This window comes from Rhizobium sp. PK7-22 (assembly GCF_056530405.1).
Genome location: NZ_CP096514.1, coordinates 1,086,018 through 1,111,307 on the forward strand (window position 1 = coordinate 1,086,018; position 25,290 = coordinate 1,111,307).

The 25,290-nt window shown below is 63.1% G+C and carries 25 protein-coding genes; 12 read left to right on the forward strand and 13 right to left on the reverse strand.

Annotation, left to right across the window (positions count from 1 at the left end):
* Positions 1-72: 72 nt before the first annotated feature.
* Positions 73-867 carry a class II glutamine amidotransferase gene (locus M1E10_RS09950; RefSeq protein WP_499176192.1) on the forward strand — a complete coding sequence of 265 codons (795 nt, stop codon included), beginning with the start codon at positions 73-75 and terminating at the stop codon, positions 865-867.
* Here M1E10_RS09950 and coaBC read toward each other — a convergent pair.
* Complete coding sequence (gene coaBC / locus M1E10_RS09955; RefSeq protein ID WP_499176193.1) at positions 864-2,075, reverse strand: bifunctional phosphopantothenoylcysteine decarboxylase/phosphopantothenate synthase; 1,212 nt, start codon at positions 2,073-2,075, stop codon at positions 864-866. The genes M1E10_RS09950 and coaBC overlap by 4 nt on opposite strands.
* 277 nt (positions 2,076-2,352) lie before the next feature.
* Here coaBC and M1E10_RS09960 point away from each other — a divergent pair, with 277 nt between their 5' ends.
* Entirely contained in the window at positions 2,353-2,910 is a 558-nt protein-coding gene (locus tag M1E10_RS09960) for a glyoxalase superfamily protein (RefSeq protein ID WP_499176194.1), read from the forward strand.
* Here the strand turns inward: M1E10_RS09960 and M1E10_RS09965 are convergent.
* The 4 genes from M1E10_RS09965 to ubiE all read right to left on the reverse strand — a co-directional run bounded on the left by M1E10_RS09965 (position 2,907) and on the right by ubiE (position 7,486).
* A complete protein-coding gene (locus tag M1E10_RS09965; protein WP_499177141.1) occupies positions 2,907-3,638 on the reverse strand; it encodes a COG3904 family protein in 732 nt (243 codons plus the stop codon). The two genes, M1E10_RS09960 and M1E10_RS09965, sit on opposite strands and share 4 nt — an antisense overlap.
* 62 nt (positions 3,639-3,700) lie before the next feature.
* On the reverse strand, positions 3,701-5,008 hold the full coding sequence (locus M1E10_RS09970; RefSeq protein ID WP_499176195.1) for a hypothetical protein: 1,308 nt from the start codon (positions 5,006-5,008) through the stop codon (positions 3,701-3,703).
* 93 nt (positions 5,009-5,101) lie between these two features.
* Positions 5,102-6,664: a 2-polyprenylphenol 6-hydroxylase gene (gene ubiB / locus M1E10_RS09975; protein ID WP_499176196.1), complete on the reverse strand. Its 1,563-nt coding sequence runs from the start codon at positions 6,662-6,664 to the stop codon at positions 5,102-5,104.
* A 45-nt stretch (positions 6,665-6,709) separates the two neighbouring features.
* A complete protein-coding gene (gene ubiE, locus M1E10_RS09980) occupies positions 6,710-7,486 on the reverse strand; it encodes a class I SAM-dependent methyltransferase (RefSeq protein ID WP_499176197.1) in 777 nt (258 codons plus the stop codon).
* 150 nt (positions 7,487-7,636) lie between these two features.
* Here ubiE and mutM point away from each other — a divergent pair, with 150 nt between their 5' ends.
* The 4 genes from mutM (at position 7,637) to dnaA (ending at position 12,182) form a co-directional block, all read left to right on the forward strand.
* Positions 7,637-8,527 carry an Fpg/Nei family DNA glycosylase gene (gene mutM / locus M1E10_RS09985; protein ID WP_499176198.1) on the forward strand — a complete coding sequence of 297 codons (891 nt, stop codon included), beginning with the start codon at positions 7,637-7,639 and terminating at the stop codon, positions 8,525-8,527.
* Positions 8,528-8,550: 23 nt separating this feature from the next.
* On the forward strand, positions 8,551-9,327 hold the full coding sequence (locus M1E10_RS09990) for an enoyl-CoA hydratase (protein ID WP_499176199.1): 777 nt from the start codon (positions 8,551-8,553) through the stop codon (positions 9,325-9,327).
* A gap of 188 nt (positions 9,328-9,515) precedes the next feature.
* Positions 9,516-9,782, forward strand: a complete 267-nt coding sequence (rpsT, locus tag M1E10_RS09995) for a 30S ribosomal protein S20 (protein WP_029620012.1) — start codon at positions 9,516-9,518, stop codon at positions 9,780-9,782.
* 933 nt (positions 9,783-10,715) lie between these two features.
* The gene (dnaA, locus tag M1E10_RS10000; protein WP_499177142.1) at positions 10,716-12,182 is read left to right on the forward strand and encodes a chromosomal replication initiator protein DnaA; all 1,467 of its coding nucleotides are present in this window, start codon (positions 10,716-10,718) and stop codon (positions 12,180-12,182) included.
* A gap of 144 nt (positions 12,183-12,326) precedes the next feature.
* On the opposite strand, the gene hemW is transcribed toward dnaA, so the two are convergent.
* The 4 genes from hemW to rph are packed head-to-tail and all read right to left on the reverse strand — an operon-like array spanning position 12,327 to position 15,316.
* Entirely contained in the window at positions 12,327-13,505 is a 1,179-nt protein-coding gene (gene hemW, locus M1E10_RS10005; RefSeq protein ID WP_499176200.1) for a coproporphyrinogen-III oxidase family protein, read from the reverse strand.
* 6 nt (positions 13,506-13,511) lie between these two features.
* A complete protein-coding gene (gene rdgB, locus M1E10_RS10010; protein ID WP_499176201.1) occupies positions 13,512-14,156 on the reverse strand; it encodes a non-canonical purine NTP pyrophosphatase in 645 nt (214 codons plus the stop codon).
* A gap of 10 nt (positions 14,157-14,166) precedes the next feature.
* Positions 14,167-14,574, reverse strand: coding sequence for a VOC family protein (locus M1E10_RS10015; RefSeq protein ID WP_499177143.1), 408 nt, complete (start codon positions 14,572-14,574; stop codon positions 14,167-14,169).
* Positions 14,575-14,596: 22 nt separating this feature from the next.
* The gene (gene rph / locus M1E10_RS10020; RefSeq protein WP_499176202.1) at positions 14,597-15,316 is read right to left on the reverse strand and encodes a ribonuclease PH; all 720 of its coding nucleotides are present in this window, start codon (positions 15,314-15,316) and stop codon (positions 14,597-14,599) included.
* 174 nt (positions 15,317-15,490) lie between these two features.
* Between rph and hrcA the strand changes: the two genes are divergently transcribed.
* Entirely contained in the window at positions 15,491-16,573 is a 1,083-nt protein-coding gene (gene hrcA, locus M1E10_RS10025) for an HrcA family transcriptional regulator (protein WP_499176203.1), read from the forward strand.
* Between the two features lie 88 nt (positions 16,574-16,661).
* Positions 16,662-17,324 (forward strand): nucleotide exchange factor GrpE, encoded by a 663-nt coding sequence (grpE, locus tag M1E10_RS10030; RefSeq protein ID WP_499176205.1) that lies wholly within the window; start codon positions 16,662-16,664, stop codon positions 17,322-17,324.
* A gap of 79 nt (positions 17,325-17,403) precedes the next feature.
* Here grpE and ptsN read toward each other — a convergent pair whose 3' ends face one another.
* The 3 genes from ptsN to M1E10_RS10045 form a co-directional block, all read right to left on the reverse strand.
* A complete protein-coding gene (gene ptsN, locus M1E10_RS10035) occupies positions 17,404-17,868 on the reverse strand; it encodes a PTS IIA-like nitrogen regulatory protein PtsN (RefSeq protein ID WP_499176206.1) in 465 nt (154 codons plus the stop codon).
* A gap of 68 nt (positions 17,869-17,936) precedes the next feature.
* Positions 17,937-18,512, reverse strand: a complete 576-nt coding sequence (gene hpf, locus M1E10_RS10040) for a ribosome hibernation promotion factor (protein WP_499176207.1) — start codon at positions 18,510-18,512, stop codon at positions 17,937-17,939.
* Between the two features lie 305 nt (positions 18,513-18,817).
* Positions 18,818-19,270, reverse strand: coding sequence for an SRPBCC family protein (locus M1E10_RS10045; protein WP_499176208.1), 453 nt, complete (start codon positions 19,268-19,270; stop codon positions 18,818-18,820).
* 109 nt (positions 19,271-19,379) lie between these two features.
* Here M1E10_RS10045 and M1E10_RS10050 point away from each other — a divergent pair, with 109 nt between their 5' ends.
* From M1E10_RS10050 to olsB, 4 genes are all read left to right on the forward strand, one after another.
* Positions 19,380-20,456, forward strand: a complete 1,077-nt coding sequence (locus tag M1E10_RS10050) for a class I SAM-dependent methyltransferase (protein ID WP_499176209.1) — start codon at positions 19,380-19,382, stop codon at positions 20,454-20,456.
* Positions 20,453-21,313: a TrmH family RNA methyltransferase gene (locus M1E10_RS10055; protein ID WP_499176210.1), complete on the forward strand. Its 861-nt coding sequence runs from the start codon at positions 20,453-20,455 to the stop codon at positions 21,311-21,313. Before M1E10_RS10050 ends, M1E10_RS10055 begins: the two co-directional genes overlap by 4 nt.
* The gene (gene lspA, locus M1E10_RS10060; protein ID WP_499176211.1) at positions 21,310-21,816 is read left to right on the forward strand and encodes a signal peptidase II; all 507 of its coding nucleotides are present in this window, start codon (positions 21,310-21,312) and stop codon (positions 21,814-21,816) included. The genes M1E10_RS10055 and lspA overlap by 4 nt, the downstream gene beginning before the upstream one ends.
* Before the next feature lie 148 nt (positions 21,817-21,964).
* A complete protein-coding gene (gene olsB / locus M1E10_RS10065; RefSeq protein WP_499176212.1) occupies positions 21,965-22,834 on the forward strand; it encodes a GNAT family N-acetyltransferase in 870 nt (289 codons plus the stop codon).
* A gap of 23 nt (positions 22,835-22,857) precedes the next feature.
* Here olsB and M1E10_RS10070 read toward each other — a convergent pair whose 3' ends face one another.
* The gene (locus tag M1E10_RS10070; protein ID WP_499176213.1) at positions 22,858-25,137 is read right to left on the reverse strand and encodes an NADP-dependent malic enzyme; all 2,280 of its coding nucleotides are present in this window, start codon (positions 25,135-25,137) and stop codon (positions 22,858-22,860) included.
* Positions 25,138-25,290: the final 153 nt, after the last annotated feature.

The window sequence follows — 25,290 nt, forward strand, 5'->3', positions numbered from 1 at the left end:
TACGACCCGTTAACCCTCTGCGGCAACTCTGATCGAACGCATCCTGGGCAAGACGAGTCGGAGCTTGAGAACATGTGCCGCTGGGCAGCCTATCGTGGAGATCCGATTTATCTGGAAGAGCTGGTCTCGTCCCCCGCCCATTCGTTGATCGAACAGTCGCATTGCGCCACCCGCGCCAAGACTGCCACCAACGGCGATGGCTTCGGTATCGCCTGGTACGGTGACCATCCCGAACCCGGCCGCTATCGCGATATCCTGCCGGCCTGGTCGGACTGCAACCTGCGAAGCCTGGCCCGGCAGATCCGCTCGCCGCTGTTCCTGGCCCATGTCCGCGCCGCGACCCACGGGGCAACCCGCCGCGACAACTGCCATCCCTTCGTGCACGGGCGCTGGTCCTTCATGCACAACGGCCAGATCTCCGGCTTCGACCGTATCCGCCGCCGCATGGAGGCGCTGCTCTCGGACGAGATCTTCGACGCCCGGACCGGAAGCACCGATTCCGAACTGCTCTTCCTTCTGGCACTCGAGTTTGGCCTGGATGGCGACCCGCACGGGGCGATCGCGCGTGCCATTGCGACCGTGGAAGCCCTTGCGATGGAGATCTGCGGTGAGGTTCTGGTGCGCTTTACCGCGGCATTCTCCAACGGCGAGACGCTTTATGCCGTCCGCTATGCCACCGACAGCCGACCGCCCACCCTCTATGCGGCCCCGCTCGGCAACGCGACGAGCTATTGCCTGGTGTCGGAACCGCTGAACGATGATGTCGACTGCTGGATGGAGGTTCCCGATGGCAGCATCGTGGCCATCGGCGACGACGGCATGTCGGTAAAGCCTTTCCTGGCGCAGGCGTCGGCACGCGCCGCCTAGCGTTTGGACAGTCTCTGAGCGACGAGCAGGGCCAGCCGCTCCGCCACCGCGTCCTTGCTCATCTCCGGCCAATCCTCCACGCCCTCGCGGGAGATGATCTTGACGCGGTTGATGGTGCCGCCCATCACGCCGCTCCCGGGCGAGACGTCGTTGGCGACGATCATGTCAGCTCCCTTGCGGTCGAGCTTCTGTCGCCCGTTGGCCTCCACCTCCTGCGTCTCGGCTGCGAACCCGACCACCAGTGCCGGACGCTGCGGGTGATGCCCGACGGTCTTCAGGATGTCCGGATTTTCCGCCAGTTCCAGCGAGGGGGGAGCCTCATTTGCGCGCTTCTTGATCTTCTGGTCGGCGGAGGTGGCGACGCGCCAGTCGGCGACGGCGGCCACCATCACGGCGATGTCGACCGGCAGGCGGGAGACGACGGCATCGCGCATCTCCTCGGCCCGCTCCACATGGATCGTCCGCACGCCGGAGGGATCGGGAATGGCGACGGGTCCGGAAATCAGCGTCACGTCGGCGCCGAGCTTTGCCAGTGCGGCCGCAATGGCGTGGCCCTGGCGGCCGGAGGATCGGTTGGCGATGTAGCGGACCGGGTCGATCGGCTCGTGGGTCGGCCCGGAGGTCACGATTGCGGTCTTCCCAGCCAGCGGGCCCGTGCCAATGCCAAGCAGGCGGACCACTTCGGCTGCAATGTCGAGAGGTTCCGCCATGCGGCCGACGCCGGCTTCGCCGCTTTCGGCCATCTCGCCGCGCATCGGTCCGATCATATGGATGCCATCGGTCCGCAGCGTATCGATATTCCGTTTGGTCGCGCCCGCCTCCCACATCTTCGGGTTCATGGCGGGGGCGACGAGTACAGGCCGGTCGCTGGCCAGCAGGATGGTGCTGGCCAGATCGTTCGCCAGCCCATGGACCATCTTCGCCAGAAGATCAGCGCTTGCCGGCGCGACCAGGACAAGATCGCATTCGCGGGCAAGTCGGATGTGTCCCACGTCCTGTTCGTCTTCACGCGAGAAGAGATCCGTATAGACATGCGAGGCGGAAAGCGCCCCGACGGCGAGCGGCGTGATGAACTCCTGCGCGGCCGCCGTCATCACCGGCCGCACCGAAGCGCCTCGCTCGCGCAGGCGACGGATCAGGTCGAGGCTCTTGTAGGCTGCAATGCCGCCCGAGATGATGAGGAGGATACGTTTGCCGCTGAGGTCCATGGAAGCTCGCCGTTTAGGATCGGGCGGAAGCTAAGCCTTTGCAGCCGCAGTTGCAATCCAGTACGTCCCGGCGTCGCGCGCGCAGATCACCCTTCGACTTGTGTCGGAAAAAAATGCGCTCTACTGTGTCACTGGCTGATGCAGCCAGCCGCCCGCAGCGTCGATACGCTTGGTGAATGCATCACGATGATCGTCCTTGCCTTTCAGCGAAGATGACGAACGAAGTCAGTAACGCGGGCCCTGATCTTGCCGTTCGTCCGTTGAGAGGATGAAGATGATGCGCAGTTTCCGTGACGCAAAACTGATGGCCAAAACGCTCCGCCAGGCGATGTCGGAGTCGGGCCTTGAACTATCCCACAGTGCAGCACTCGAGATCGTTTCAAGGCAATTCGGCTTTGACAGCTGGAATGTTCTGGCGGCCAGGCTGAACGGTGAGGTGCCGAAGAACGTTTCGGACACAACGGTGTCCATTCAGCCCGCCATCCCGGTCTTCCGGATATTCTCCGTCGAAAAGGCCATGGAGTTTTACAGGGACTTCCTCGGATTCACGGTCGCATGGGAGCACAGGTTCGGTGAGAACTTTCCGCTCTATTGCGAAATCTCCAGGAGTGGCATGATCCTGCACCTGAGCGAACATGCAGGCGATGCCTCGCCCGGCGCACGGTCATTCGTGCCGATGCAGGGCTTGCGCGATCTTCATCGCGAGCTGACCGCAAAGGAATACCGATACATGAAGCCGGGGGTCGAGGAGGTTCCCTGGGGATTGCAGCTGACGGTCACCGATCCGTTCAACAACAGGATCGTCTTCTGCGAACGGGATGCGGTAAAGCCCTAGTCCGCCTGCTTTGCCGTCGCCACCGGGGTGGTGGTCAGCTTGAACTCCACCATCTCCTCCGGCGTCAGGTAGTAAAGCCGGTCCGGGGGCGTTTCCAGGGCATTGATCCAGAGCCCGCTGCCGATGCCCATCTCGTCCAGATGGCGGGCAATGCGCGCCGTCGTGCTCTGGGCGCCGGACATGGCCTGCTCGGGAGAGGGCTGTTCCTGCCCGGCGTTGAAGACCTGGTGGACGCCGAGAATGGCGTCCTCTTCCGCCTCGCGGGCGACCCCGCCGGCAAAGACCAGCGGGCAGGAGGATGCGCAGAGGGCTTTCGTCGCCACTCTGGTGTTCAGGGTCTTTTCCCGGATCAGCGTCGATATCGCCAGCGCATCATTGACCGAACCGCCCGGCGAATTCAGTGATACCGATTTCACATACTCGCCGCGCGCGGCGATTTCCTCGGCGAAACGGTCTGCTGCACCCAGATCAATTGATCCTTCCGCCTTCAGCGTGCCGCCGGGCAGGAGTTCGAAGCGCATCGGCTGGCGCAGGACTTCCGGCGAGCTCTCCGGCTCGACAGGCGGCGCGTGCGGAACGCCCTCCGTCAGCGCAGGGGGCAGCACCGGTGCGTCCGTCGTCATCGGATCATGGCCGGGAAGCTCGGCGCTCGCCAGGCTCATTTCCCGCAGGTCGACGAAGAGGAAGACGCCGGCTGCCGCCAGGAGCCCGAAGAAGGCGCCGCGCATCAGCAGGCCGTCGTCGGCGCGGAGGAAGGCATCCTTCAGGCGTGGGCCAAGCGACGAGGGTCTCACGCGGGCGGGCCCTTTCGCGGCGTCTTGGCCGACATGTCGAGGCTGGTGATGTTGGAATCCGCGCGTTCGCGCTCATCCTCGGTCTCGGCCCGTTGCACGGCCTGCTCCACGTCGATCCCGTGTCGCCCCAGCGCCCGCTGCACCTCCAGCGCTTCCAGGAGTTCGGCTGCGGTGATCCGCTGCGCAAACGGCATCCGCTCCTCCTGCCGCCGGATCGCGCCGTGAACGATCGTCAGAATGAAGACGAGAACCGCGGGAAGGAGATCGATGGAAATGGCTCCCGCCCAGGCCGGAATGAAATCGGCGGCATATCGCAAGACCGCTTCTGCTGACGACAGCGGCACAAAGCGTCGCTCCGCCACCGGCTCGCGCGCCAGGATATCGTCGGCAGCCTGCGACAGCACCAGCGACTGGGCCGACACCGAAGCACGGATCGTCTGCATCACCTGATCCTGGCGATCGGCGAGATCGGCCGCCTGTCCGTCGGCAACCGGCGCGATGAAGCCGAGCGACAGGTCTTCGGCTGCCCGCTTGACGGAGGGTGCGATCGAGGTCTGCTCCAGCGAGGTGATGACCCCTGAAAGCGCCACCACTTCGGCGGAGAAGTCGTCGCTGCGCGGGGTGACGGCGCCTGGTGCCGAAACCAGCGTGCGCATGGTTTCCAGATGGTTGCGTCCCTGGTCGAAGAGCGTGGTGACCCGCTCGCGGGACGCGGTGATGCCGGTCTCGAGCTCGTTGAGCTGCGAGGACATCTGCGACAGAAGCTGGACGACGCTGCCGGAACCGGTCGTCCCGGTCAGCGCGCCGTTCTGCCGCTCGTCCTCCGCAAGGCGTGAAAAGCGCTCGGATGTCCGCTGGATGTCCGGCAGCAGACTTTGTGCGGCCAGCGCGTTCTGATGTGCCTGGTCCAGGTCGGCCGTATAGTCCTGCACGGTCTCGGCAAGATGCTGTTCGAGCGCTGCAGACCCGGCAAGGGCCGCCGCGTTCAGCCAGCTCGACATGGCGATGATCATGGCGCAGCCGAGCGCCATCACGCCGATCATGGCGCCGCGCGACGCCGCTCCGGTGACATGCGGATAGAAGCGCGCCATGTAGGACCAGAAGGCGTAGATCGCCACCGAGACCGAGGCCGAATAGATGATGGCGGCAAAGAAGACGGCAGTCGGCGAACCGTCGAGGAGGCTGCGGACCCCGAGATAGGTATAGACGCCGGAAGCCAGGGCCAGGACAGCAAGCGCAAAGCGCGTCATGGTTTCGACGGCGATGACGCCGTCCTGCAAGCGATGCGATGCGCCAAGCGCCATGAAGACCTCCGACAGGAATGAATTCTTAACAAGCTGTGAAGAAGGGGGCGAAATGAAGGCTGCAGCGGGAACCGTGCCGTCTCGTCGCCTGCCTCACCCGATGGTGAAGACGAGATAGACGAGGCAGAGCGCGATGACCCAGAGCGCCACGCGTCCCGAGCGGCTGTGGCGGGCCTCGGACTTGCCGATCGCCTCCGTGGTCTCCGGATCGAAACGAAGGCCGTCTTCGCTCATCCGCACCACCTCGCGATGCAGTTTCTCGGTCTTTGCGGCAATCTCCGGAAGCGCCTCGGCAAGCTTGACGGCCGCCTTCACGCCGTCGCGCAGGTCGGCGACGACCCGCTTCGGGCCGAGATTATCGCGGATCCAGTCACCGACGACCGGTTCGGCGGCCTTCCACATGTTGAAACGCGGGTTGAGAATGCGCGAGACACCCTCGACGACGACCATCGTCTTCTGCAGCAGGATCAGCTCGGGCCGCGTTTCCATCTCGAAGAGATCGGTCACTTCGAACAGCAGCGCCAGCAGCCGCGCCATGGAGATAGTCTCCGCCGGCTGGCCATGGATCGGCTCACCAATGGCCCGGATCGCCTGGGCAAAGCTCGCGACATCGTGATGTGCAGGGACGTAGCCCGCTTCGAAATGCACCTCCGCCACCCGCAGGTAGTCGCGGGTGATGAAGCCGTAGAGGATTTCGGCCAGGAACCGCCGTTCCTTTTTCCCCAGGCGTCCGACGATGCCCATGTCGACGGCAACGATGGTGCCCGAGGCGTCGACGAAGAGATTGCCGGGATGCATGTCGCCATGGAAGAAGCCGTCCCGGAGCGTGTGTCGCAGGAAGGACTGGATCAGCGTCTCCGCCAGGCGGTCGAGATCGTGGCCGGCAGCACGAAGGCCCTCGAGGTCGGCCATCTTGACGCCGTCGATCCACTCCATGGTGATGACGTCGCGGCCGGTGCGTTCCCAGTCGACCGTCGGCACCCGGAAGCCTGGATCGTTCTTGGTGTTCTCGGCGATCTCCGAAAGGGCGGCGGCTTCGAGCCGCAGGTCCATCTCGACCTTGGTGGTTTGTTCCAGCGTTCGCGTCACCTCCACCGGCCTCAGCCGACGGCTGGAGGGAACGAAGCGCTCCTGCATCCGCGCCAGCAGATACATGCTCTCGATGTCGTGCGCGAAGCGCTGGCGTACGCCCGGGCGGACGACCTTGACGGCAACCTTGCGGCCATCGACCTGGGCCGGATGAACCTGAGCAATGGAGGCGGCTGCAATGGGATCGCTGAACTCGGTGTAGAGATCGGGGATAGTTCGCCCGAGCGACCCCTCGATCGCCGACTTTGCGATCGCAGTCGGGAAGAAGGCCATGCGGTCCTGCAGCATGGAGAGGTCCAGCGCCCAGTCGACCCCGACGACGTCCGGGCGCGTGGCCAGGAACTGTCCGATCTTGACGTAGGAAGGGCCAAGTCGATCAACGGCGCGCGAAAGGCGGGTGCTGCGCGCCTCCTTCTTGGCGCGAAAGCGCGCAAAGGGCTCCGTCAGCGATTTCAGCAGCCCGACGGCGGGCGGCATGTCCTGGGTCGGCAAGGCCGATACCACACCCTCGCGAACGAGGACCCAGCCGACCCGGGCGAGGCGAAAATAGGCGCCGACCGTGCTCATGAACGGCCTCCGTCGTGTGCGCCGCATGCCATCATCGTCATCGGCTCAAAGCTTCCAGCCGGAATGAAGGGCGGCAACGCCGCCGGTATAATTCGTGTAGGTCACCCGCGAGAAGCCGGCATTGCGGATCATCCCTGCGAAGTCGTCCTGGTTGGGGAACTTGCGGATGGATTCCACCAGATACTGGTAAGGCTCGCTGTCGCCGGTGATCATCTTTCCGAAGCGCGGGATCGCCCTGAACGACCACTCGTCATAGATCCGGTTGAGCATGGGCTGGCTCACTTCTGAAAACTCCAGCACCATCAGGCGCCCGCCACGCTTCAGCACGCGGTAAGCCTCTTTCAGAGCCACGTCGATGTGCGGCACGTTGCGGATGCCGAAGGCGATCGTATAGGCGTCGAAGGAACTCGCCTCGAAGGGCAGCTCTTCAGCATTGGCCTCCACGAAAGTCAGGTGGTCGGAGAGACCTCTCTTGGCGGCGCGCTCGGCGCCGACGGAAAGCATCGAGCCGTTGATGTCGAGAACGGTCGCATGCGCCTTGCGGTCAGACGCCTCGATAATGCGGAAGGCTATGTCACCCGTGCCGCCGGCAACATCCAGCACCTTGTAGCTGTCGTCCTTGCGGGGATGCAGCGCCGAGACCAGCGCATCCTTCCAGATGCGGTGCAGGCCGCCCGACATCACGTCGTTCATGATGTCGTAGCGCTTGGCAACCTTGTGGAAGACGTCGTTGACGAGCGGCTGCTTTTCACCCTCGGCCACCTGACGAAAGCCGTAGGAGGTTTCCATGCCGCCTTCGGCAGAGGTACGCGCTTCACTCATCGGGAACTCCTTGCTCGTCATCTGGCCGGCGACCATAGCGAAATCGGTTGCGCCTCGCTATCTGTGCCGCAGGTGCAAAGGAGCAGTGCGACGTTCCGTCCCGGTCTATAGACCAGGTATGCAGGCGTTGAAACAGGAAGTTAGATAGCCATGCCGGAATTACCAGAGGTGGAGACGGTCAAGCGTGGTCTTGCGCCGGCCATGGAAGGGGCGTCGATCGCCAGGCTGGAGCTGCGCCGTCCGGATCTCCGCTTCCCGCTGCCCGAAAACCTTGCGGAAGCGGTGGCCGGCAAGCGCATCCTGTCCCTGGGGCGACGGGCCAAATATCTGCTGATCGACCTGGAGGACGACCTGACGATCATCGCGCATCTGGGGATGTCGGGATCTTTCCGTGTGGAGGACGGGGAGCCTCAGGCAACGCCCGGTGACTTCCATCATCCGCGCTCCAAGGACGAGAAGCACGATCACGTCATCTTCCACCTCGCCTCCGGGAGCGGCCCCAGCCGCGTCATCTACAACGATCCGCGCCGGTTCGGCTTCATGCATCTCTGGAAGCGCAGCCAGCTCGACACCTATCCTGCCTTCGTTGGACTTGGGCCCGAGCCCACCGGCAACACGCTCGACGCCGGTTACCTCGCCCAGCGTCTCGACGGAAAGAGCCAGCCGCTCAAGGGTGCGCTGCTCGACCAGGCCGTGATTGCCGGCCTCGGCAATATCTACGTCTGCGAGGCCCTGTGGCGGGCGCATCTCTCGCCGCGGCGAAAGGCAGGCACTCTGGTGACGCCGACCGGACGGCCGAAGAGGGAGTTGCTGCTACTGACCGAGGCGATCCGGGCGGTGATCGCGGACGCCATCCTGGCCGGCGGCTCCTCGCTGCGCGACCACATCCAGACGGACGGTTCGCTGGGCTACTTCCAGCACTCCTTCTCCGTCTATGATCAAGAAGGCAAGGCTTGCAGGACGCCCGGCTGCGGCGGTACGGTCGCGCGCATCGTGCAGGCCGGCCGATCATCCTTCTATTGTCCCGCCTGCCAGAAATGAAAGCCGGAACCGGGGAGGGTGCCATGGAACACTTCGAGACACTGCTGGCGGAAAAGCGGGGCAACGTCGGGCTCATCACGTTGAACCGCCCGCAGGCGCTGAACGCGCTGAATTCCGTAGTCATGCGCGAGCTCGCAGAGGCGCTCGCGGCCTATGACGCCGATGACGTGGTCGGTGCTATCGTCCTGACCGGATCCGAAAAGGCCTTCGCCGCCGGCGCCGATATCAAGGAGATGCAGCCGGTAAGCTTCGTGGAAGCCTATGTCGGCGACTTCCTGGGCGGCTGGGAAGCCGTGGCTGCAACCCGCAAGCCCCTGATCGCCGCGGTCTCCGGCTACGCCCTGGGGGGCGGCTGCGAGCTTGCCATGATGTGCGATTTCATTATCGCCTCGGACACTGCCAAATTCGGGCAGCCGGAGATCACCCTCGGCATCATCCCCGGCATGGGCGGGTCGCAGCGACTGACCCGTGCCGTCGGCAAGGCAAAGGCCATGGATCTCGTCCTGACGGGCCGCATGATGGGCGCTGAAGAGGCCGAGAAGGCTGGCCTGGTGGCGCGCATCGTGGCGCCGGAGCGTCTCCTGGACGAGGCGCTGGAGGCGGCGGCAAAGATCGCCGGCTTCTCGCGCGCGGCCGTCCTGATGGCCAAGGAAGCCGTCAAACGGTCCGACGAACTCACGCTTGCCGAGGGTCTGCGTCAGGAGCGGCGTCTCTTCCAGTCTCTCTTTGCCACAGAGGACCAGAAGGAGGGCATGGCGGCCTTCGTGGAAAAACGGAAGCCGAACTTTCGCAATCGCTGATATGCCTGTGAGGCGGAGCAGCCGAAAATTGCGCGTTGACTGAACCCTCCTTTCAAGCTATATGCCGCGCCACAGTTGGGAAAGCCCGATCACGGCTTCCTCTAATGCTCCTACATTGCTGAAACTAAGGTCGCACACGACCGGCGCGGCAACGGTGGAGTTTGGTTCGAATTCGTAGAGAGGCATACATGGCCAATACAACTTCGGCGAAAAAGGCGACCCGCAAGATCGCTAGCCGTACTGCAGTCAACAAGGCTCGTCGTTCCCGCATGCGCGGCTTCATCCGCAAGGTCGAAGAGGCGATTGCAGCCGGTGACGCAACTGTCGCTGCTGAAGCTCTGAAGGCAGCACAGCCGGAAATCCAGCGCGCCGCCACCAAGGGTGTTGTTCACGGCAATACGGCGTCGCGGAAGGTTTCCCGCCTGGCGTCTCGCGTCAAGGCGCTCTCCGCCTAATCATCATAATCAAGAATTAGTGAATAAGCCTGGCGGTCCGCCGGGCTTTCTTGATTCGTGCCTGCTGCTTCAAATTGTGACTGTCTATCCTTTCGTTGATGTCAGACTGACGACAGAGATAATTGTTAAATTTCAGTGACTTGTAATAGGTACTTGAGGTGATGACGGTTCATGCTCCTCCCGTCCGACCCCAAAAATGAGTCAAGTTAAATTTTATTTTTCCGGCGAACTGCTGCCGTTTTTGGTCGCCATTTTTGAATGTCATTGATTCGACAGGGATTCTCCTGAGCAGGATTTAGGCGATGCCAAAGCGAGCGCAAGAGTCAACGCTCGGCGATTAATGGCGGGTAAATTTCGCCATTGATCTTGGTCCGTGATCCTGCCTAAATGATCTCAGCAAGGGCACGGGGACAACGACGAAAGAGGCCAGTGCCAGTCGCAGCATCTGCTGTGGAGCATGGTCTCTTTGGACCCTTGCAGCGGGATTGACATCTCGCTCTTCATGTAACCAGCGGTTGTGCAGCGAGAGTCCATCTGGGTCTTACGCGCCGGATCGCTGTGGCTTGATGCATACCTGCATTCGGCTGGTGAAGATTTACCTGTGAGGGGCCATGACGAGGATGGTTCTTTACCGGGAGAAGAATGACCTTCCTGGAAGGTCGTCGACACCGGATCCACTCGTGCCCTTGTGGTCGATGTGGAGGCGGTGCCGTGAAGGGGAGAGACGGGGCGTCTCATGAAGGGAACGCTCCGTTCTTGGACAAGACCTTTTCTGGCAGCGACGCGAGGCGCTGGCGGATGGAAAAAATGTGGAAGGCGGCAAGTTAAATGCAGACGAACATCGTATCGGCACGCGCATCAGGCGATGTGGAGCATGCGCGGCAGGCGCTCGATTCAAAGACGACGACCCAGGCGGCAGGGGGCATTTCGGACATGAAGCATGAGGCTCTGTTTGAGCGATTCAGCAAGCGTCTGAAGGCGCAAGTCGGTCAGGACGTATACGCAAGCTGGTTCGGTCGCCTGAAGCTTCACTCCATCTCCAAGAGCGTCGTCCGCCTCACTGTTCCCACGACCTTTCTGAAGTCCTGGATCAACAATCGCTATCTTGATCAGATCACGACCATTCTGCAGGCCGAAGATCCCGACATTCTCAAGGTTGAAATTCTGGTGCGCAGCGCAAGCCGCAGCGTCCGTCCAGTGGCCAGCGAAGACCGCCCGCTGATGGCCGAGACTGCTCCGTCCGCATCCGCCCCGACCACGTTTCCACGAGGCTCCGCGGCGCGTGATACTGGCAAGATCGCGTCCTTCCCCATGTCGCTTGGCCCACGGCCTGCGGCAGCCGGTCCCTTGTTCGGTTCGCCACTGGATTCGCGCTTCACCTTTGACAGCTACATCGAAGGTCCGTCCAACCGCGTTGCCCTCGCCGCTGCCAAGACGATCGCCGAGGCCGGCGCGGGCGCCGTCCGCTTCAACCCGCTCTTCATCCATTCCGGCGTCGGTCTGGGCAAGACCCACCTCTTGCAGGCCATCGCCAATGCTGCCGTCAACAGCGCGCGTGCGCCGCGGGTTGTCTATCTGACGGCAGAATACTTCATGTGGCGCTTTGCCACCGCCATCCGCGACAACGACGCCCTGACGCTGAAGGACTCGCTGCGCAATATCGACCTGCTGATCATCGACGACATGCAGTTCCTGCAGGGCAAGATGATCCAGAACGAGTTCTGCCATCTGCTCAACACGCTGTTGGACAGCGCCAAGCAGGTGGTCGTCGCCGGCGATCGTGCGCCTTGGGAGCTGGAATCGCTTGATCCGCGGGTGCGTTCGCGCCTCCAGGGCGGCGTCGCCATCGAGATGGAAAGCCCCGACTACGAGATGCGCTTCGAAATGCTGAAGCGCCGCCTGGAGATTGCCCAGCAGGACGACCCGTCGCTCGATTTCTCCGTGGAAATTCTCTCGCATGTGGCGCGCAGTGTCGCCAGCAGCGGCCGCGACCTTGAGGGTGCCTTCAATCAGCTGGTCTTCCGCAAGTCCTTCGAGCCGTCGCTCTCGCTCGAGCGGGTCGACGAACTCCTGGTGCATCTGGTCGGCACGGGAGAAGCCAAGCGGGTCCGCATCGAGGACATCCAGCGCATCGTCGCACGCCACTACAACGTGTCACGCCAGGAGCTGGTCTCCAATCGCCGCACGCGCGTCGTGGTCAAGCCACGCCAGATCGCCATGTATCTGGCAAAGACCCTGACGCCGCGCTCCTTCCCGGAAATCGGACGTCGGTTCGGTGGCCGTGACCACACCACTGTCCTGCACGCCGTGCGCAAGATCGAGGATCTGATCACCGGTGACACCAAGCTCTGCCACGAAGTCGAGCTGTTGAAGCGGCTGATCAACGAGAACAACGCCTGAGGAGGCATTTTCTCCAGGCGTGAAGACTTGAGCCCTGGCGTGGATCACGCCGGGGCTTTTTTGCTCGCTGTAAAAGGATCGCCGCATCGACGAAGGCTCGGTCGTTGACGGTTCTCAAGGCTCCGAAAGCCGTGAGCGCCGTGATCAGCAGGCGAGGTCGGCGACGACGGAATCGAGGATCAGCATGCCCGACGGCGTACAGCGCAGCCGCGAATTGCCGAGCCGTTCGATGAAGCCGTGTTCCAGCAGGGTCTGCTCTCGGGCCGGATCGGGATCGCGACCCGATAGCTGCTGCCAGCGCGCAAGATCCACGCCTTCGGTCAGCCGCAGTCCCATCAGCAGCAGCTCGTCGGCCTGTTCGTCGCGCCCCAGTTCTTCCTCGTCCACCATGCCGTGGCCCTGTCTTTCGACCAGGTCGAGCCAGGCTTCCGGGCGCCGTTCCGTGGCGGTGGCAATCTTGTAGGGGCCACGCGTCAGCCGCCCATGCGCACCCGGGCCGATGCCCGCATAGTCGCCGTAGCGCCAGTAGGTCAGGTTGTGGCGGCTTTCCGCCCCCGGCTGCGCATGGTTGGAGACCTCGTAGGCCGGCATTCCGTGACGGGCGGTGATCTCCTGCGTTGCCTCGTAGAGATCCGCGGAGGCGTCGCCGTCCGGCACGATGAGCTTGCCGGCCTTGTGCAGCCCATAGAAGGGCGTGCCCTCCTCGATGGTCAGCTGGTAGAGAGAGAGGTGGTCGACCGCATAGGAAATGGCCTCGTTCAACTCAGCCTCCCAGGCCGCGATCGTTTGGCGCGGGCGGGCGTAGATCAGGTCGAAGCTCATGCGCGGGAAGATGTCACGGGCAAGCTTGATCGCCTTCAGCGCGTCTGAAACATCGTGCAGCCGGCCGAGAAAGCGCAGGTCCGCATCGTTCAGCGCCTGCACGCCGAGCGACACGCGGTTGACGCCGGCCGCCCGGTAGCCGCGAAACCGTTCGGCCTCGACGCTCGAGGGGTTGGCCTCCATGGTGATTTCGATGCCGTCGGGCATATGCCAGTGGCGGGAAATGCCGTCGATCACCGTCTGAACGGTCACCGGGTCCATCAGCGATGGCGTGCCGCCGCCGAGAAAGACGCTGGTGACGGTCTTGGGACCGCTCATCCGGCGCATGGTCTCCATCTCGCGCAGCAGCGCAGCGGCGAACCGCGGCTGGTCCACGGGCTGATGCCGCACATGGCTGTTGAAGTCGCAGTAGGGGCATTTGGCCGCGCAGAACGGCCAATGCAGGTAGATCCCGAAGCCGGGCTCGCCGGTGTCGGGAAGAAGGGGCGCGTCGATATTCAACGGGGCTCAGGCCTCCAGACAGGTTTCGACGAAGCGCTTGAAGGCGCGGGCGCGGTGCGACAAGGCTTCCGGCTCGCCGCGCTGCCAGCCGTGTTTTTCATCCGAACTCATTTCGCCGAAGGTCAGCTCATGGCCTTCGGGTTGAAAGACCGGATCGTAGCCGAAGCCCTTGTCTCCCCGCGGTGGCCAGGCGACGATGCCTTCGACCTCGCCGCGGAAATATTCGGTATGGCCGTCCGGCCAGGCAAGGCAGAGCACGCTGACGAAGCGCGCGGTTCGCTGGTCGCGGCTGACGGCGCCGCGTTCGGCCAGGGCCTTTTGGACTTTTTCCATTGCCATGACGAAATCGCGCGTGCCGTCCTCGCGTTCGGCCCAATTGGCCGTATAGACGCCGGGCGCACCGTCCAGGGCGTCGATCACCAGCCCGGAATCGTCCGAAAGCGCCGGCAGTCCGGATGCCTTGGCCGAGGCCAGGGCCTTGATTGCCGCATTTTCCTCAAACGTGGTGCCGGTCTCGTCCGGCTCCGCGAAGTTCAGGTCGGCAGCCGACTTGGCGGAAAATCCGAACGGACCGATCAGCTCGGCGATTTCACGGATCTTGCCGGCATTGTGGCTGGCAACGACGATGGTTTTGGTTTCAAGCTTTCGCATCAGGATCACCTCAGCCGATCGACCAGAGGCCTGGCTCGGCACATTCGAGACTGTTGCCCGCTGGGTCGCGGAAGTAAATGGATCGGGCGCCGTTCGGCCAGGTCACGTTGCTTTCGATGCCGATCCCGGCCCCCGTGAGCCTCTCTGCCATAGCGTCGAGATGCTGGCGGGCCACCCGAAAACAGGCATGCCCAGCGCCTCTGGCGCCATGCGGTGGTACCTGCGGGGCACTCTCCGGCGGCGGCTTTACCGTCTCCGCCGGATTGAAGATCAGCAGGATGCCGGCGCCGCACCGGAAGAAGACATGCCGGTTGCCAGCGCGCAACACGCGCTTGAGGCCAAGCACTTCGCCATAGAAGCGTTCGGCGGCATCAAGATCTTCCGCATAGAGTGCGGTTTCCAGGATGCCCTCGATCAGCACCGTCACCCGCGCCTCCTGGTTACTGAGCGATCGCCTGCTTCTGCATCGCGACCAGCTCTTCGGTGCCCGCCTTGGCAAGCTTCAGCAGCGACAGGAATTCCTCCTCGCTGAAGGGTGCACCTTCCGCGGTGCCCTGAATTTCGACGATGCCGCCGGTGCCGGTCAGCACGAAGTTGGCGTCGGTCTCAGCGGCAGAATCCTCCAGGTAGTCGAGGTCGATCACCGGCTGGTTGGCGAAGATGCCGCAGGAAATGGCGGCGACATGATCCTTGAGGACCTTGTCGAGCTTCACCATGGACCGGGCTTCCATCCACTTCAGGCAGTCGTGAAGGGCAATCCAGCCGCCGGTGATGGCGGCCGTCCGGGTGCCGCCATCCGCCTGGATGACGTCACAGTCGATGGTCACCTGCTTTTCGCCGAGTGCGGTCAGATCGACGACGGCGCGCAGCGAGCGGCCGATCAGCCGCTGGATTTCCTGTGTGCGGCCGCCCTGCTTGCCGGCGGCAGCTTCACGGCGCATGCGGTCGCCGGTTGCGCGCGGCAGCATGCCGTATTCGGCTGTCACCCAGCCCTTGCCGCTGTTGCGCAGCCAGGCCGGCGGCTTTTCTTCGAGACTTGCCGTGCAGAGCACATGCGTATCGCCGAACCGGACGAGGCAGGAGCCTTCCGCATGCTTGGAGAAGTTGCGCTCGAAGGAAACCTTGCGCATCTGGTCGGTTTTTCTGCCTGAAGGCCGCATATCGTGCTCCCGAGAATGTGTAGGCGCCTTCTAAGGGGCCGTCGGGTCATTTGCAAAGGAAAAGGGGCCTTCACGGTGTCCTGCCGCGCTTCCCAAGGATTTTCCGTTGGCGGAGTGATGGGGGAAAGACTATATTTTACGTTCAGATGACAATCAGAGGGTTCGAAGCGAACCATGGACTTTATGGCACGAGGGGACAACGCCACCCGGCTGGACGACCGTTCGCGCGAAATATTCCGCCGTATTGTGGAAACCTATCTTGAGACTGGAGAACCACTCGGCTCCAGAAACCTGGCGCGCATCCTGCCGATGTCGCTGTCGCCCGCGTCCGTCCGCAACGTGATGAGCGATCTGGAGGAACTGGGCCTCATCTATGCACCGCACATCAGTGCGGGGCGCCTGCCGACGCAGTCTGGCCTGCGCTTCTTCGTCGATGCCTTCATGCAGGTGGGCGATCTCACCGAGGAAGAACGGACGACGATCGAGCGCCAGATCCGGCCGGAAGATCGCGACCGGCCGATGGAAAGCCTGATGAACGAGGCAAGCCGTATGCTGTCGGGCGTTTCGCGCGGCGCCGGCATCGTCATCACCGCCAAGAGCGACCCGGTGCTGAAACACGTGGAGTTCATCCGGCTGGAGCCGACCAAGGCCCTGGCGGTGCTGGTGGGCGAGCACAATCAGGTGGAAAACCGCATCATCGATCTGCCGGCCGGCGTCACCTCCTCGCAGCTGACCGAAGCCGCCAATTTCCTGAACGCGCACCTGAGCGGCCAGACGCTGGTCGAGCTCCGCGGCCAGTTGCAGACGCTGAAGGCGGAAGTTCAGGACGAGTTGACGATCCTGTCCCAGGATCTGGTGGAGCGTGGTCTGGCCGTCTGGTCCGGCAGCCGCGAAGAGGGCAAACCCAACCAGCTGATCGTCCGTGGCCGCGCCAACCTCCTCGAGGGGATGACCGACGTCGACGACCTCGACCGGCTGCGCATGCTGTTTGACGATCTGGAGAAGAAGGACAGCCTGATCGAGATCCTCGATCTTGCCGAAACCGGGCCTGGCGTGCGCATCTTCATTGGCTCCGAAAACAAGCTGTTCTCCCTGTCGGGCTCGTCGCTGATCGTCGCGCCCTACAGAGATCAGGAGGAGCGGATCGTCGGGGCGGTGGGCGTCATCGGGCCAACGCGGCTGAACTATTCGCGCGTGGTGCCCATGGTGGATTACACCGCCCAGCTTCTTGCACGGCTGACCCGCCAGCCGCTATAGCCACACCATCCCCTGCCAAGCCTTGATTTTTGAGGTTCAAACCTCGATATCGGGCACGAGTTTCTGAACCACAATACCGGAGAAGGTCATGACCGACGAGACGAAGAAGAACGGACCTGACGCGGGCCATAACGAATACGCCCCTGACAACACCGCTGAAGCGGTGGCGTCAGCCCTGCAGGACGCAGCATCCGACGAGGCGGGCGAGGCGACGGCGGCTGAGCCGGATCCGATGGAAGTGTTGAGAGCCGAGAACGCCGACATACGCGACCGTTTCCTGCGCATGGTGGCCGAAATGGAAAACCTTCGCAGACGGACGGATCGTGACGTCAAGGACGCCAAGTCCTATTCGGTCGCCGGTTTCGCGCGCGACATGCTGGCGGTGTCCGACAATCTGCGTCGCGCACTCGATGCCGTTCCGGAAGATGTTCGTCAGAATGCCGACCAGGCATTGGCGACGCTTCTGGAAGGCGTGGAATTGACCGAACGCTCGATGCTGTCTGCCCTCGAGCGCCATGGCGTCCGCAAGATCGACGCGGAAGGTCAGAAGTTCGACCCGAACTTCCACCAGGCGATGTTCGAGATCCCCAACCCTGAAGTGCCCAACAACACGGTCCTGCAGGTAGTCCAGGCAGGCTTCACCATCGGTGATCGCGTGTTGCGACCGGCCATGGTCGGCGTCTCCAAGGGCGGCCCCAAGGCTGAACCTTCGGCAGCGGGTACGGCCAAGACCGAAAACGCTCAAGGCTAAAACTGCGGCGCAGTCACAACAAACCGCCTGCCACGTCGGTGGCAGGCGGTTTCGTTTGGGCAACGGGATGAGCGAAGGATTAGGCCGCGTTGGACGCCTGTTCCTCGTTGAGGAAGGCGTAGATCGCCGAAGCGGAATCGGTCTGCCGCAGCTTGTTGACCATCTCCTGATCGCGAAGGACGCGAGCAATTCGGGACAGCGCCTTCAAGTGATCGGCTCCGGCACCTTCAGGGGCCAGCAGAAGAAAGACGAGATCGACCGGTTCGTCATCCAGCGCTTCGAAATCCACGGCACTGTCGAGGCGTGCGAACACGCCCTTGATCGAGGAGATGCTGCTGAGCTTGCCATGCGGAATGGCGACTCCATGGCCGACACCGGTCGAGCCGAGGCGCTCGCGCTGCAGGATGACGTCGAAGATCTCCCGCTCCGGCACGCCCGTCAGCTTTGCCGCCTTGGCAGCCAACTCCTGCAGCAGCTGTTTCTTGGAATTCACCTTGAGGGCGGGAATAATTGCATCTTGCTGCAGCAAATCTGCCAAAGCCATTCTCTTCATCCTTTGTGCCACCGCGAGGGCGGAGCGAGCGCTGTTGCCAACGCTCGCCTAGAGATCCGTTAGCCTTTGATATTGGCGGCGTCGATCCAACCAATATTGCCGTCCTGGCGGCGATAGACGACGTTAAGGTCTTCCGTTCCCGGAGACCGGAACAGGAGAACAGGTTCATCGGTCATGTCCAGTGCCATCACGGCAGTGGCAACCGACATTGTCCTCAGCTGTTTGGAACTTTCCGCCACGATGGTCGGCGCGAAATCCTCGGGGACCTCGTCATGATCGTCCGGAACAGCATCCATGACGGTGTAGGCAACTTCGGCATGGCCATTTCCCTGCGGGCCGGAATGGTGGTCCTTCAGCTTCCGCTTGTAGCGGCGCAGGCGCTTCTCGATACGCTCTGCGGCTGCGTCAAAGCTCAGCTGCGGATCATTGGCCTCACCGGCGGCATGCAGGACGACGCCTGTGTCGAGGTGAACCTTGCAATCGCTCGAAAAGCGCGAGCCGGCCTTCTCGACGATCACCTGGCCTGAGTATCCCCCATCGAAGTACTTGGTCACAGCGTCCGAAATCTGAGTCTCGATCCGCTCGCGGAACGATTCACCGATTTCCATCTGCTTACCACTTACACGCACACTCATGGATTTATTCCTTCTTGTCGTGACTTGCGTGTCCAGTCTACGCCATGCTGCCCCCTCATCCAAGCGCATCGCAGAGCACGAGAATGAATTTGAGGCCTGGAGACTGAAAATTGGGGGTCGTTCTTTTTGCGTACGTTGCAATTGCGGCGCGCTTCTAGCGTCGCAGGTCTCGAAAGTCAACGCATCGTTAATATACGCGCCGAATGGCCGAGGAAATCTGAGGGCAGCGGTGCTGCTGCTTGCCGTTGATTCGTGGAAATCATGCCGAGTTTCAGGAAGGGAAGGCGCCTTTGTCCGCAACGCCCTCAAGTCTGGTCGTCCGCCGCGACGGCGGCATTGAAATCCGCGAAGAACTGCTGCGCGAGCTTTCGTGATGCGGAATCGATGAGACGTGAACCAAGCTGGGCAAGCTTGCCCCCGACCTGGGCCTTGGCAGCGTAACGCAGGATGGTCTCGTCGCCATCTTCGATCAGGACGACGTCGGCAGCGCCCTTGCCGAAGCCTGCAATGCCGCCTTTGCCTTCCCCAGAGATGGTATAGCTTTCCGGAGCATGGATGTTGGAGAGCGTGATCTCGCCGCTGAAGGACGCGCCGACGGGGCCGATCTTGATGCGGACGGTCGTCACGAGTTCGGTCGGCGACGTCTTCTCCAGGCTCTGGCACCCCGGAATGCACTGCCTGAGGATTTCCGGGTCGTTCAAGGCGCGCCACACCACGTCGCGTGGCGCAGCGATGCGTTCTTCTCCGTCAACATCCATGTGGATCTCCTCCCAGATCGTGGAGGAGGACGTTACGGCAGGGGAAAGCGCTTTGCCAAGTGGCGGGTGGATGCTATTTGCACCCAAACTATAAGACAGCTGGAAGACGATGGTCAGGATCAAGGACAAGCGCACCGACAGAAGGCCGGCAAAACCCCGGGCCCCGGCCACGCCTTCGGGCGCAGCCAGGCCGATGGCGACCGTCTCGTCCGCCCCAAAGCCGAAGCCGGAAGAGGCGCTGCCGCAGCGCCGCCTGATGGCGCGTCAGGGTGATCGCCCAGCTGAACGCGTGCCGGTGATCCTGCAGTCCTCCGGTGCCGGCGATTTTCATCTGGTCGACAGCGGCAATGCCCTGAAGCTCGAGCAATACGGTCCCTACCGGATCATCCGGCCGGAAGCGCAGGCTCTGTGGCAGCCGGCACTGAGCGAAAGTGTCTGGAGCAATGTGGATGCCGTCTTCACCGGTGATACCGATGAGGATGGCATGGGACGCTGGCGCTTCCCCAAGGAAGCGCATGGCGAGACCTGGCCTCTGTCTCTGCTGGGCGTCGATTTCCTCGGGCGCTTCACCTCGTTTCGCCACGTGGGCGTTTTCCCTGAGCAGATCGTCCACTGGGAGTGGATGAAGAAGCAGGTCGAGAATGCCGGTCGGCCCGTCAAGGTTCTCAATCTTTTCGGCTATACGGGTGTCGCCTCCCTGGTTGCCGCGGCCGCCGGCGCCGAGGTCACCCATGTGGATGCCTCCAAGAAGGCGATCGGGTGGGCCCGCGAGAACCAGGCCCTGTCCCGATTGGAGCGCGCCCCGATCCGCTGGATCTGCGAAGACGCCATGAAGTTCATCCAGCGCGAGGAACGACGCGGCAGCCGCTATGACATCATCCTGACCGATCCGCCGAAGTTCGGGCGCGGCCCGAACGGCGAGGTCTGGCACCTCTTCGAGCACCTGCCGCTGATGCTCGACATCTGCCGGGAGCTGCTGTCGCCCCAGGCGCTCGGCCTGGTGCTGACCGCCTATTCGATCCGCGCCAGTTTCTATTCCACCCATGAGCTGCTGCGCGACATCATGCGCGGCGCCGGCGGCGTGGTGGAATCGGGCGAGCTGGTGATCCGCGAAGGCGGTGTGGACGGCAACGACCCGGGCCGCGCACTTTCCACCTCCCTTTTCAGCCGCTGGATTCCGCAATGAAAGACGACACACGAGATGCTAGGCTGCGCCGGGTCGGGCAGGTGAAGGAGGTTACCAGCCTCTCAAACCCCATCATCAAGGACATCAAGGCGCTGACCAGCAAGAAGGACCGGGAGCAGACCGGCACCTTCATGGCGGAGGGCCTGAAGCTCGTCATCGATGCGCTGGAACTCGGCTGGACGATCCGCACGCTGGTCTATGCGAAGGCAGCCAAGAGCAAGCCGCTCGTCGAGCAGGTCGCGGCAAAGACGGTCGCCACGGGCGGCCTGGTGCTCAAGGTGAGCGAGAAGGTCCTGTCCTCGATCACCCGCCGTGACAATCCGCAGATGGTGGTCGGTATCTTCGACCAGCGCTGGGGCACGCTGGAGGCCCTGGATCCGGCCAAGGGCAAGACCTTCGTCGCGCTCGACCGCGTCCGCGATCCGGGCAACCTCGGAACGATCATCCGGACGGCCGATGCAGCCGGGGCCTCGGGCGTCATCCTGGTCGGAGAGTGTACCGATCCCTTTTCGCTGGAGACGGTCAGGGCAACGATGGGCTCCGTCTTCGCCCTGCCGCTGGTCAAGGCCTCGCCGGATCAGTTTCTGGCCTGGCAGAAACGGGCCGGCGTCGAGGTTGTTGCCACCCATCTCGCCGGTGCGGTCGATTACCGGACGGTGGACTATGTCAAGAAGCCGGTCGCCTTACTGATGGGTAACGAGCAGTCCGGCCTTCCGGACAGCCTTGCCAGGGCCGCAGACCGGCTCGTGCGGATCCCCCAGCAGGGCAGGGCCGACAGCCTCAACCTCGCGGTGGCGACAGCGGTGATGCTGTTTGAGGCGCGTCGCCATCTCCTGTCTCTGGATGCCGATCCATGAGCGGAGCCGTCTCGATTTTCTCACGGCCGCTGGTGGCTGTTGCCATCATCCTGCTCGCCGTCATTCTCGATCAGGCGATCAAGTTCGCCGTCGAAGCCTATCTTCCGCTTCAGGAGGCCGTCGCGCTTCTTCCGGTGCTGGCCCTCTATCGAACCTACAACCTCGGCGTCGCATTTTCTCTGCTGTCCGGCATGGAGCGCGAGTTCATCATCGGCATGCGGATTGTCATCGTCGGCTTCGTGATCTGGCTATGGCGACGCACGCCGGCAGACCGAACGCTGACCCATCTGGGCTTCGCCCTCATTGTCTCGGGAGCGATCGGCAATCTGATCGACGGCTTTCTTTACGGCCATGTGGTCGATTACATCCTCTTCCACACCGGGACATGGTCCTTCGCCGTCTTCAACCTCGCCGACAGCTTCATCTCCATCGGCGCCGGACTGGTCATTCTGGACGAAATCCTGGGGTCCAGGAAGAAGCCTGATTCGGCGTCTCGCAGTTGATGATCGGTGTTTGAACCACTTGCCCAGCCGTCAAATAACAAAGGAAATCCCGTCTATGCAGGGGGTCTCCGCTGTTACAATTCTTGTCATTTTCCTGTCGCGGGATCATGATTATTGGCGGTGACTTGAATCGGTAGGGCAAATCGCCATGGCGCTCGAACTCCTGAAGCATGACGTGAACGTTAACCCCAGCCAGTCGCTGCCGGCGGACCAGGCGGGAGATCTGCTGGGGCGAATCGGCAGCCTCGAGACGCGCCTCGCTCGCACCGAGCGGGAAGTCTACGCGGCACAGGCTGTCCGTTACCGGGTGTTCGTGGAAGAAATGAAGGCTCATCTGCCGGCGGACGCCATGCGCCAGCGCCGCGATTTCGACGCTTACGATTCCGTCTGCGATCACCTCCTGGTTGTAGATCGGGCGATCGAAGGCGACATAGAGGATCAGATCGTCGGCACCTACCGTCTGTTGCAGCAGCCGGTTGCCAGAGCCCACGGCGGCTTCTACTCGGAATCTGAATTTGACATCGCGCCGCTGCTCGCCCGCCACCCCGAAAAGAAGTTCATGGAGCTTGGCCGGTCCTGCGTGCTGCCGGCCTACCGCACCAAGCGAACGGTGGAACTGCTGTGGCAGGGAAACTGGGCCTACGCCCTGAAGCACGGCGTGTCGGCCATGTTTGGCTGCGCCTCCTTCTTCGGCACCCGCCCGGAAGAGCATGCACTGGCGCTGTCCTTCCTGCATCATAACGCCCGCGTGAAGGGCGAATGGCATGTCTCCGCCTTACCCGAGCTTTACCGCGAGATGGACCTGATGCCGCTCGAGGCGGCCAATGCCCGCAAGGCGCTGAACGCCATGCCCCCGCTGATCAAGGGCTATCTCCGCCTCGGTGCCATGATCGGCGAAGGCGCCGTCGTCGACCAGGCCTTCAACACCACCGATGTCCTGGTGGTGCTGCCGATCTCCGCCATCTCCGGCCGCTACATCAACTACTACGGCGCCGACGCCGGCCGCTTCGCCAGCTGAAGCGAAAGCCGGCGCCGGCGGCCTCAGCTGCCCGCGTTGTAGGCGGCGATCGCGGCCATGTTGACGATGTCGGAATCCTTGGCGCCCATCGAGGTGATCTGCACCGATTTGTCGAGACCAACCAGCAGCGGCCCGATGACGGTCGCCGTGCCCAGTTCCTGCAGCATCCGCGTCGAGATCGACGCCGAGTGGATTGCCGGCATGACGAGCACGTTCGCCGTACCCGAAAGCCGGCAGAACGGATACTGCTCCATGCGCTGCGGATTGAGCGCCACGTCGGCGGCCATTTCCCCATCGTATTCGAAATCCACTTGCCGCCTGTCGAGGATCTTGACCGCCTCGCGAACCCGCTCGGAGCGTTCTCCCGTCGGCTGGCCGAAGGTGGAATAGGCAAGCATGGCGACCCGCGGCTCGTAACCCATGCGTCGCGCCACCCGTGCGGCCTCGACAGCGATGTCGGCCAGTTCCTCGGCCGTCGGCATGTCGTGGACGGCGGTATCGGCGACGAACACGGTCCGGCCGCGCGACAGCGCCAGCGAGACCCCGATCACCCGGTGTCCGGGCTTGGTATCGATGCAGCGGCGCACATCCTGAAGGGCGGTCGCATAGTTGCGGGTGGTGCCGGTCACCATGGCGTCGGCATCGCCCACAGCGACCATGGTGGCCGCAAAGTGGTTGCGGTCGTTGTGAATGAGCCGCTGCACGTCGCGCAGCAGGAAGCCCTTCCGCTGCAGCCTTTCGAAAAGGTGGTCGATATAGACCTCCACCCGGTCCGAGATCCGAGCGTTGACGATCTCGATGCCCGGCCGGTCGAGGTCGATGCCGGCCTTCTCGGCGGTCGCCAGGATGACGTCGTCGCGACCAAGCAGAATCGCGGTGCCAAGCCCGTGGTGGGCGAAGGAGACCGCCGCGCGCATGACCTGCTCCTCCTCGGCCTCCGCAAAGACCACCCGCTTGGGAAAGCGCCGTACCCGCTCGTAGATCCCCTGCGTGGTCGCCGCCATCGGATCGCGGCGTGCCGAAAGCTCGCGCCCATAGGCGGCGAGGTCGGTGATGTTGCGCCGGGCGACGCCGCTTTCCATGGCCGCTTCCGCCACCGCGACCGGGATGGCGGAGATCAGTCGCGGGTCGAAGGGTACGGGAATGATGTACTGCGAGCCGAACCGCGGCCGGTTGCCCTGGTAGGCGGCGGCGACATCGTCCGGCACGTCTTCGCGGGCGAGATTGGCCAGCGCCCGCACCGCCGCGATCTTCATCGCGTCGTTGATCTGCGAAGCCCGCACGTCGAGCGCGCCGCGGAAGATGTAGGGAAAGCCCAGGACGTTGTTCACCTGGTTCGGGTAGTCCGAACGGCCTGTCGCCATGATCGCGTCGTCGCGGATGCGGGCCACCTCTTCGGGCGTGATCTCCGGATCCGGGTTGGCCATCGCGAAGATGATCGGCCTGTCCGCCATGGAGCGTATCATCTCCTCGGAAAAGGCACCCTTCTGCGAGAGGCCGAACACGACGTCGGCACCCTTCATTGCCTCTTCCAGCGTCCGCTTGTCCGTCTTGGCGGCATGGGCGGATTTCCACTGGTTCATGCCCTCGGTGCGTCCCTGGTAGATGACGCCCTTGGTGTCGCAGAGGATGATGTTCTCGGCACTGAAGCCCATCGCCTTGATGAGTTCCATGCAGGCGATGGCGGCCGCACCCGCGCCGTTGCAAACGAGTTTCGTCGTCGTCAGATCCCGGCCCGTCAGTTCCAGCGCATTGATCAGGCCAGCTGCGGCGATGATCGCCGTGCCGTGCTGGTCGTCGTGGAACACCGGGATGTCCATGAGTTCGCGCAGGCGGCTCTCGATGATGAAGCACTCCGGCGCCTTAATGTCCTCCAGGTTGATGCCGCCGAAGGAGGGGCCGAGGAAACGCACGCAGTTGATGAATTCGTCGACATTTTCCGTGTCGACCTCGAGATCGATGGAATCGACGTCGGCGAAGCGCTTGAAGAGCACCGCCTTGCCCTCCATCACCGGTTTCGATGCCAGCGCCCCGAGATTGCCGAGGCCGAGGATCGCCGTGCCGTTGGAGATGACGGCGACCATGTTGCCGCGCGTCGTGTAGTCGTAGGCGCAGTCCGGATCGGCGGCGATGGCTTTCACCGGCACCGCCACGCCCGGCGAGTAGGCGAGCGACAGGTCGCGCTGCGTCGCCATCGGCTTCGTCGGGTTGATTTCCAGCTTGCCGGGACGCCCTTCGGCATGAAACGCAAGGGCTTCCTGTTCGGTGACGGAAGCGCGCGATCGGGTGATCTTGTCGTTCATGGCAAAGCTCCTCCAGCTTTTTGTGGGCAGCCACCCTCCTGGCTGCGGTATCGGTTGTCTTTCATGGGCCATCATCGATAGAGTCGGCCACCTGCTTCCGCAACAGAAAATCGGCCCGTGACCCAGCACCAACGCTTCGCCATTGACGCCCTG

Excerpts from the sequence above, each read along its gene's own strand:
- M1E10_RS09950 (WP_499176192.1), top strand. The coding sequence starts at position 73 with ATGTGCCGCTGGGCAGCCTATCGTGGAGATCCGATTTATCTGGAAGAG.
- coaBC (WP_499176193.1), bottom strand. The coding sequence starts at position 2,075 with ATGGACCTCAGCGGCAAACGTATCCTCCTCATCATCTCGGGCGGCATT.
- M1E10_RS09960 (WP_499176194.1), top strand. The coding sequence starts at position 2,353 with ATGCGCAGTTTCCGTGACGCAAAACTGATGGCCAAAACGCTCCGCCAG.
- M1E10_RS09965 (WP_499177141.1), bottom strand. The coding sequence starts at position 3,638 with ATGCGCGGCGCCTTCTTCGGGCTCCTGGCGGCAGCCGGCGTCTTCCTC.
- M1E10_RS09970 (WP_499176195.1), bottom strand. The coding sequence starts at position 5,008 with ATGGCGCTTGGCGCATCGCATCGCTTGCAGGACGGCGTCATCGCCGTC.
- ubiB (WP_499176196.1), bottom strand. The coding sequence starts at position 6,664 with ATGAGCACGGTCGGCGCCTATTTTCGCCTCGCCCGGGTCGGCTGGGTC.
- ubiE (WP_499176197.1), bottom strand. The coding sequence starts at position 7,486 with ATGAGTGAAGCGCGTACCTCTGCCGAAGGCGGCATGGAAACCTCCTAC.
- mutM (WP_499176198.1), top strand. The coding sequence starts at position 7,637 with ATGCCGGAATTACCAGAGGTGGAGACGGTCAAGCGTGGTCTTGCGCCG.
- M1E10_RS09990 (WP_499176199.1), top strand. The coding sequence starts at position 8,551 with ATGGAACACTTCGAGACACTGCTGGCGGAAAAGCGGGGCAACGTCGGG.
- rpsT (WP_029620012.1), top strand. The coding sequence starts at position 9,516 with ATGGCCAATACAACTTCGGCGAAAAAGGCGACCCGCAAGATCGCTAGC.
- dnaA (WP_499177142.1), top strand. The coding sequence starts at position 10,716 with ATGAAGCATGAGGCTCTGTTTGAGCGATTCAGCAAGCGTCTGAAGGCG.
- rdgB (WP_499176201.1), bottom strand. The coding sequence starts at position 14,156 with ATGCGAAAGCTTGAAACCAAAACCATCGTCGTTGCCAGCCACAATGCC.
- rph (WP_499176202.1), bottom strand. The coding sequence starts at position 15,316 with ATGCGGCCTTCAGGCAGAAAAACCGACCAGATGCGCAAGGTTTCCTTC.
- hrcA (WP_499176203.1), top strand. The coding sequence starts at position 15,491 with ATGGACTTTATGGCACGAGGGGACAACGCCACCCGGCTGGACGACCGT.
- grpE (WP_499176205.1), top strand. The coding sequence starts at position 16,662 with ATGACCGACGAGACGAAGAAGAACGGACCTGACGCGGGCCATAACGAA.
- ptsN (WP_499176206.1), bottom strand. The coding sequence starts at position 17,868 with ATGGCTTTGGCAGATTTGCTGCAGCAAGATGCAATTATTCCCGCCCTC.
- hpf (WP_499176207.1), bottom strand. The coding sequence starts at position 18,512 with ATGAGTGTGCGTGTAAGTGGTAAGCAGATGGAAATCGGTGAATCGTTC.
- M1E10_RS10045 (WP_499176208.1), bottom strand. The coding sequence starts at position 19,270 with ATGGATGTTGACGGAGAAGAACGCATCGCTGCGCCACGCGACGTGGTG.
- M1E10_RS10050 (WP_499176209.1), top strand. The coding sequence starts at position 19,380 with ATGGTCAGGATCAAGGACAAGCGCACCGACAGAAGGCCGGCAAAACCC.
- M1E10_RS10055 (WP_499176210.1), top strand. The coding sequence starts at position 20,453 with ATGAAAGACGACACACGAGATGCTAGGCTGCGCCGGGTCGGGCAGGTG.
- lspA (WP_499176211.1), top strand. The coding sequence starts at position 21,310 with ATGAGCGGAGCCGTCTCGATTTTCTCACGGCCGCTGGTGGCTGTTGCC.
- olsB (WP_499176212.1), top strand. The coding sequence starts at position 21,965 with ATGGCGCTCGAACTCCTGAAGCATGACGTGAACGTTAACCCCAGCCAG.
- M1E10_RS10070 (WP_499176213.1), bottom strand. The coding sequence starts at position 25,137 with ATGAACGACAAGATCACCCGATCGCGCGCTTCCGTCACCGAACAGGAA.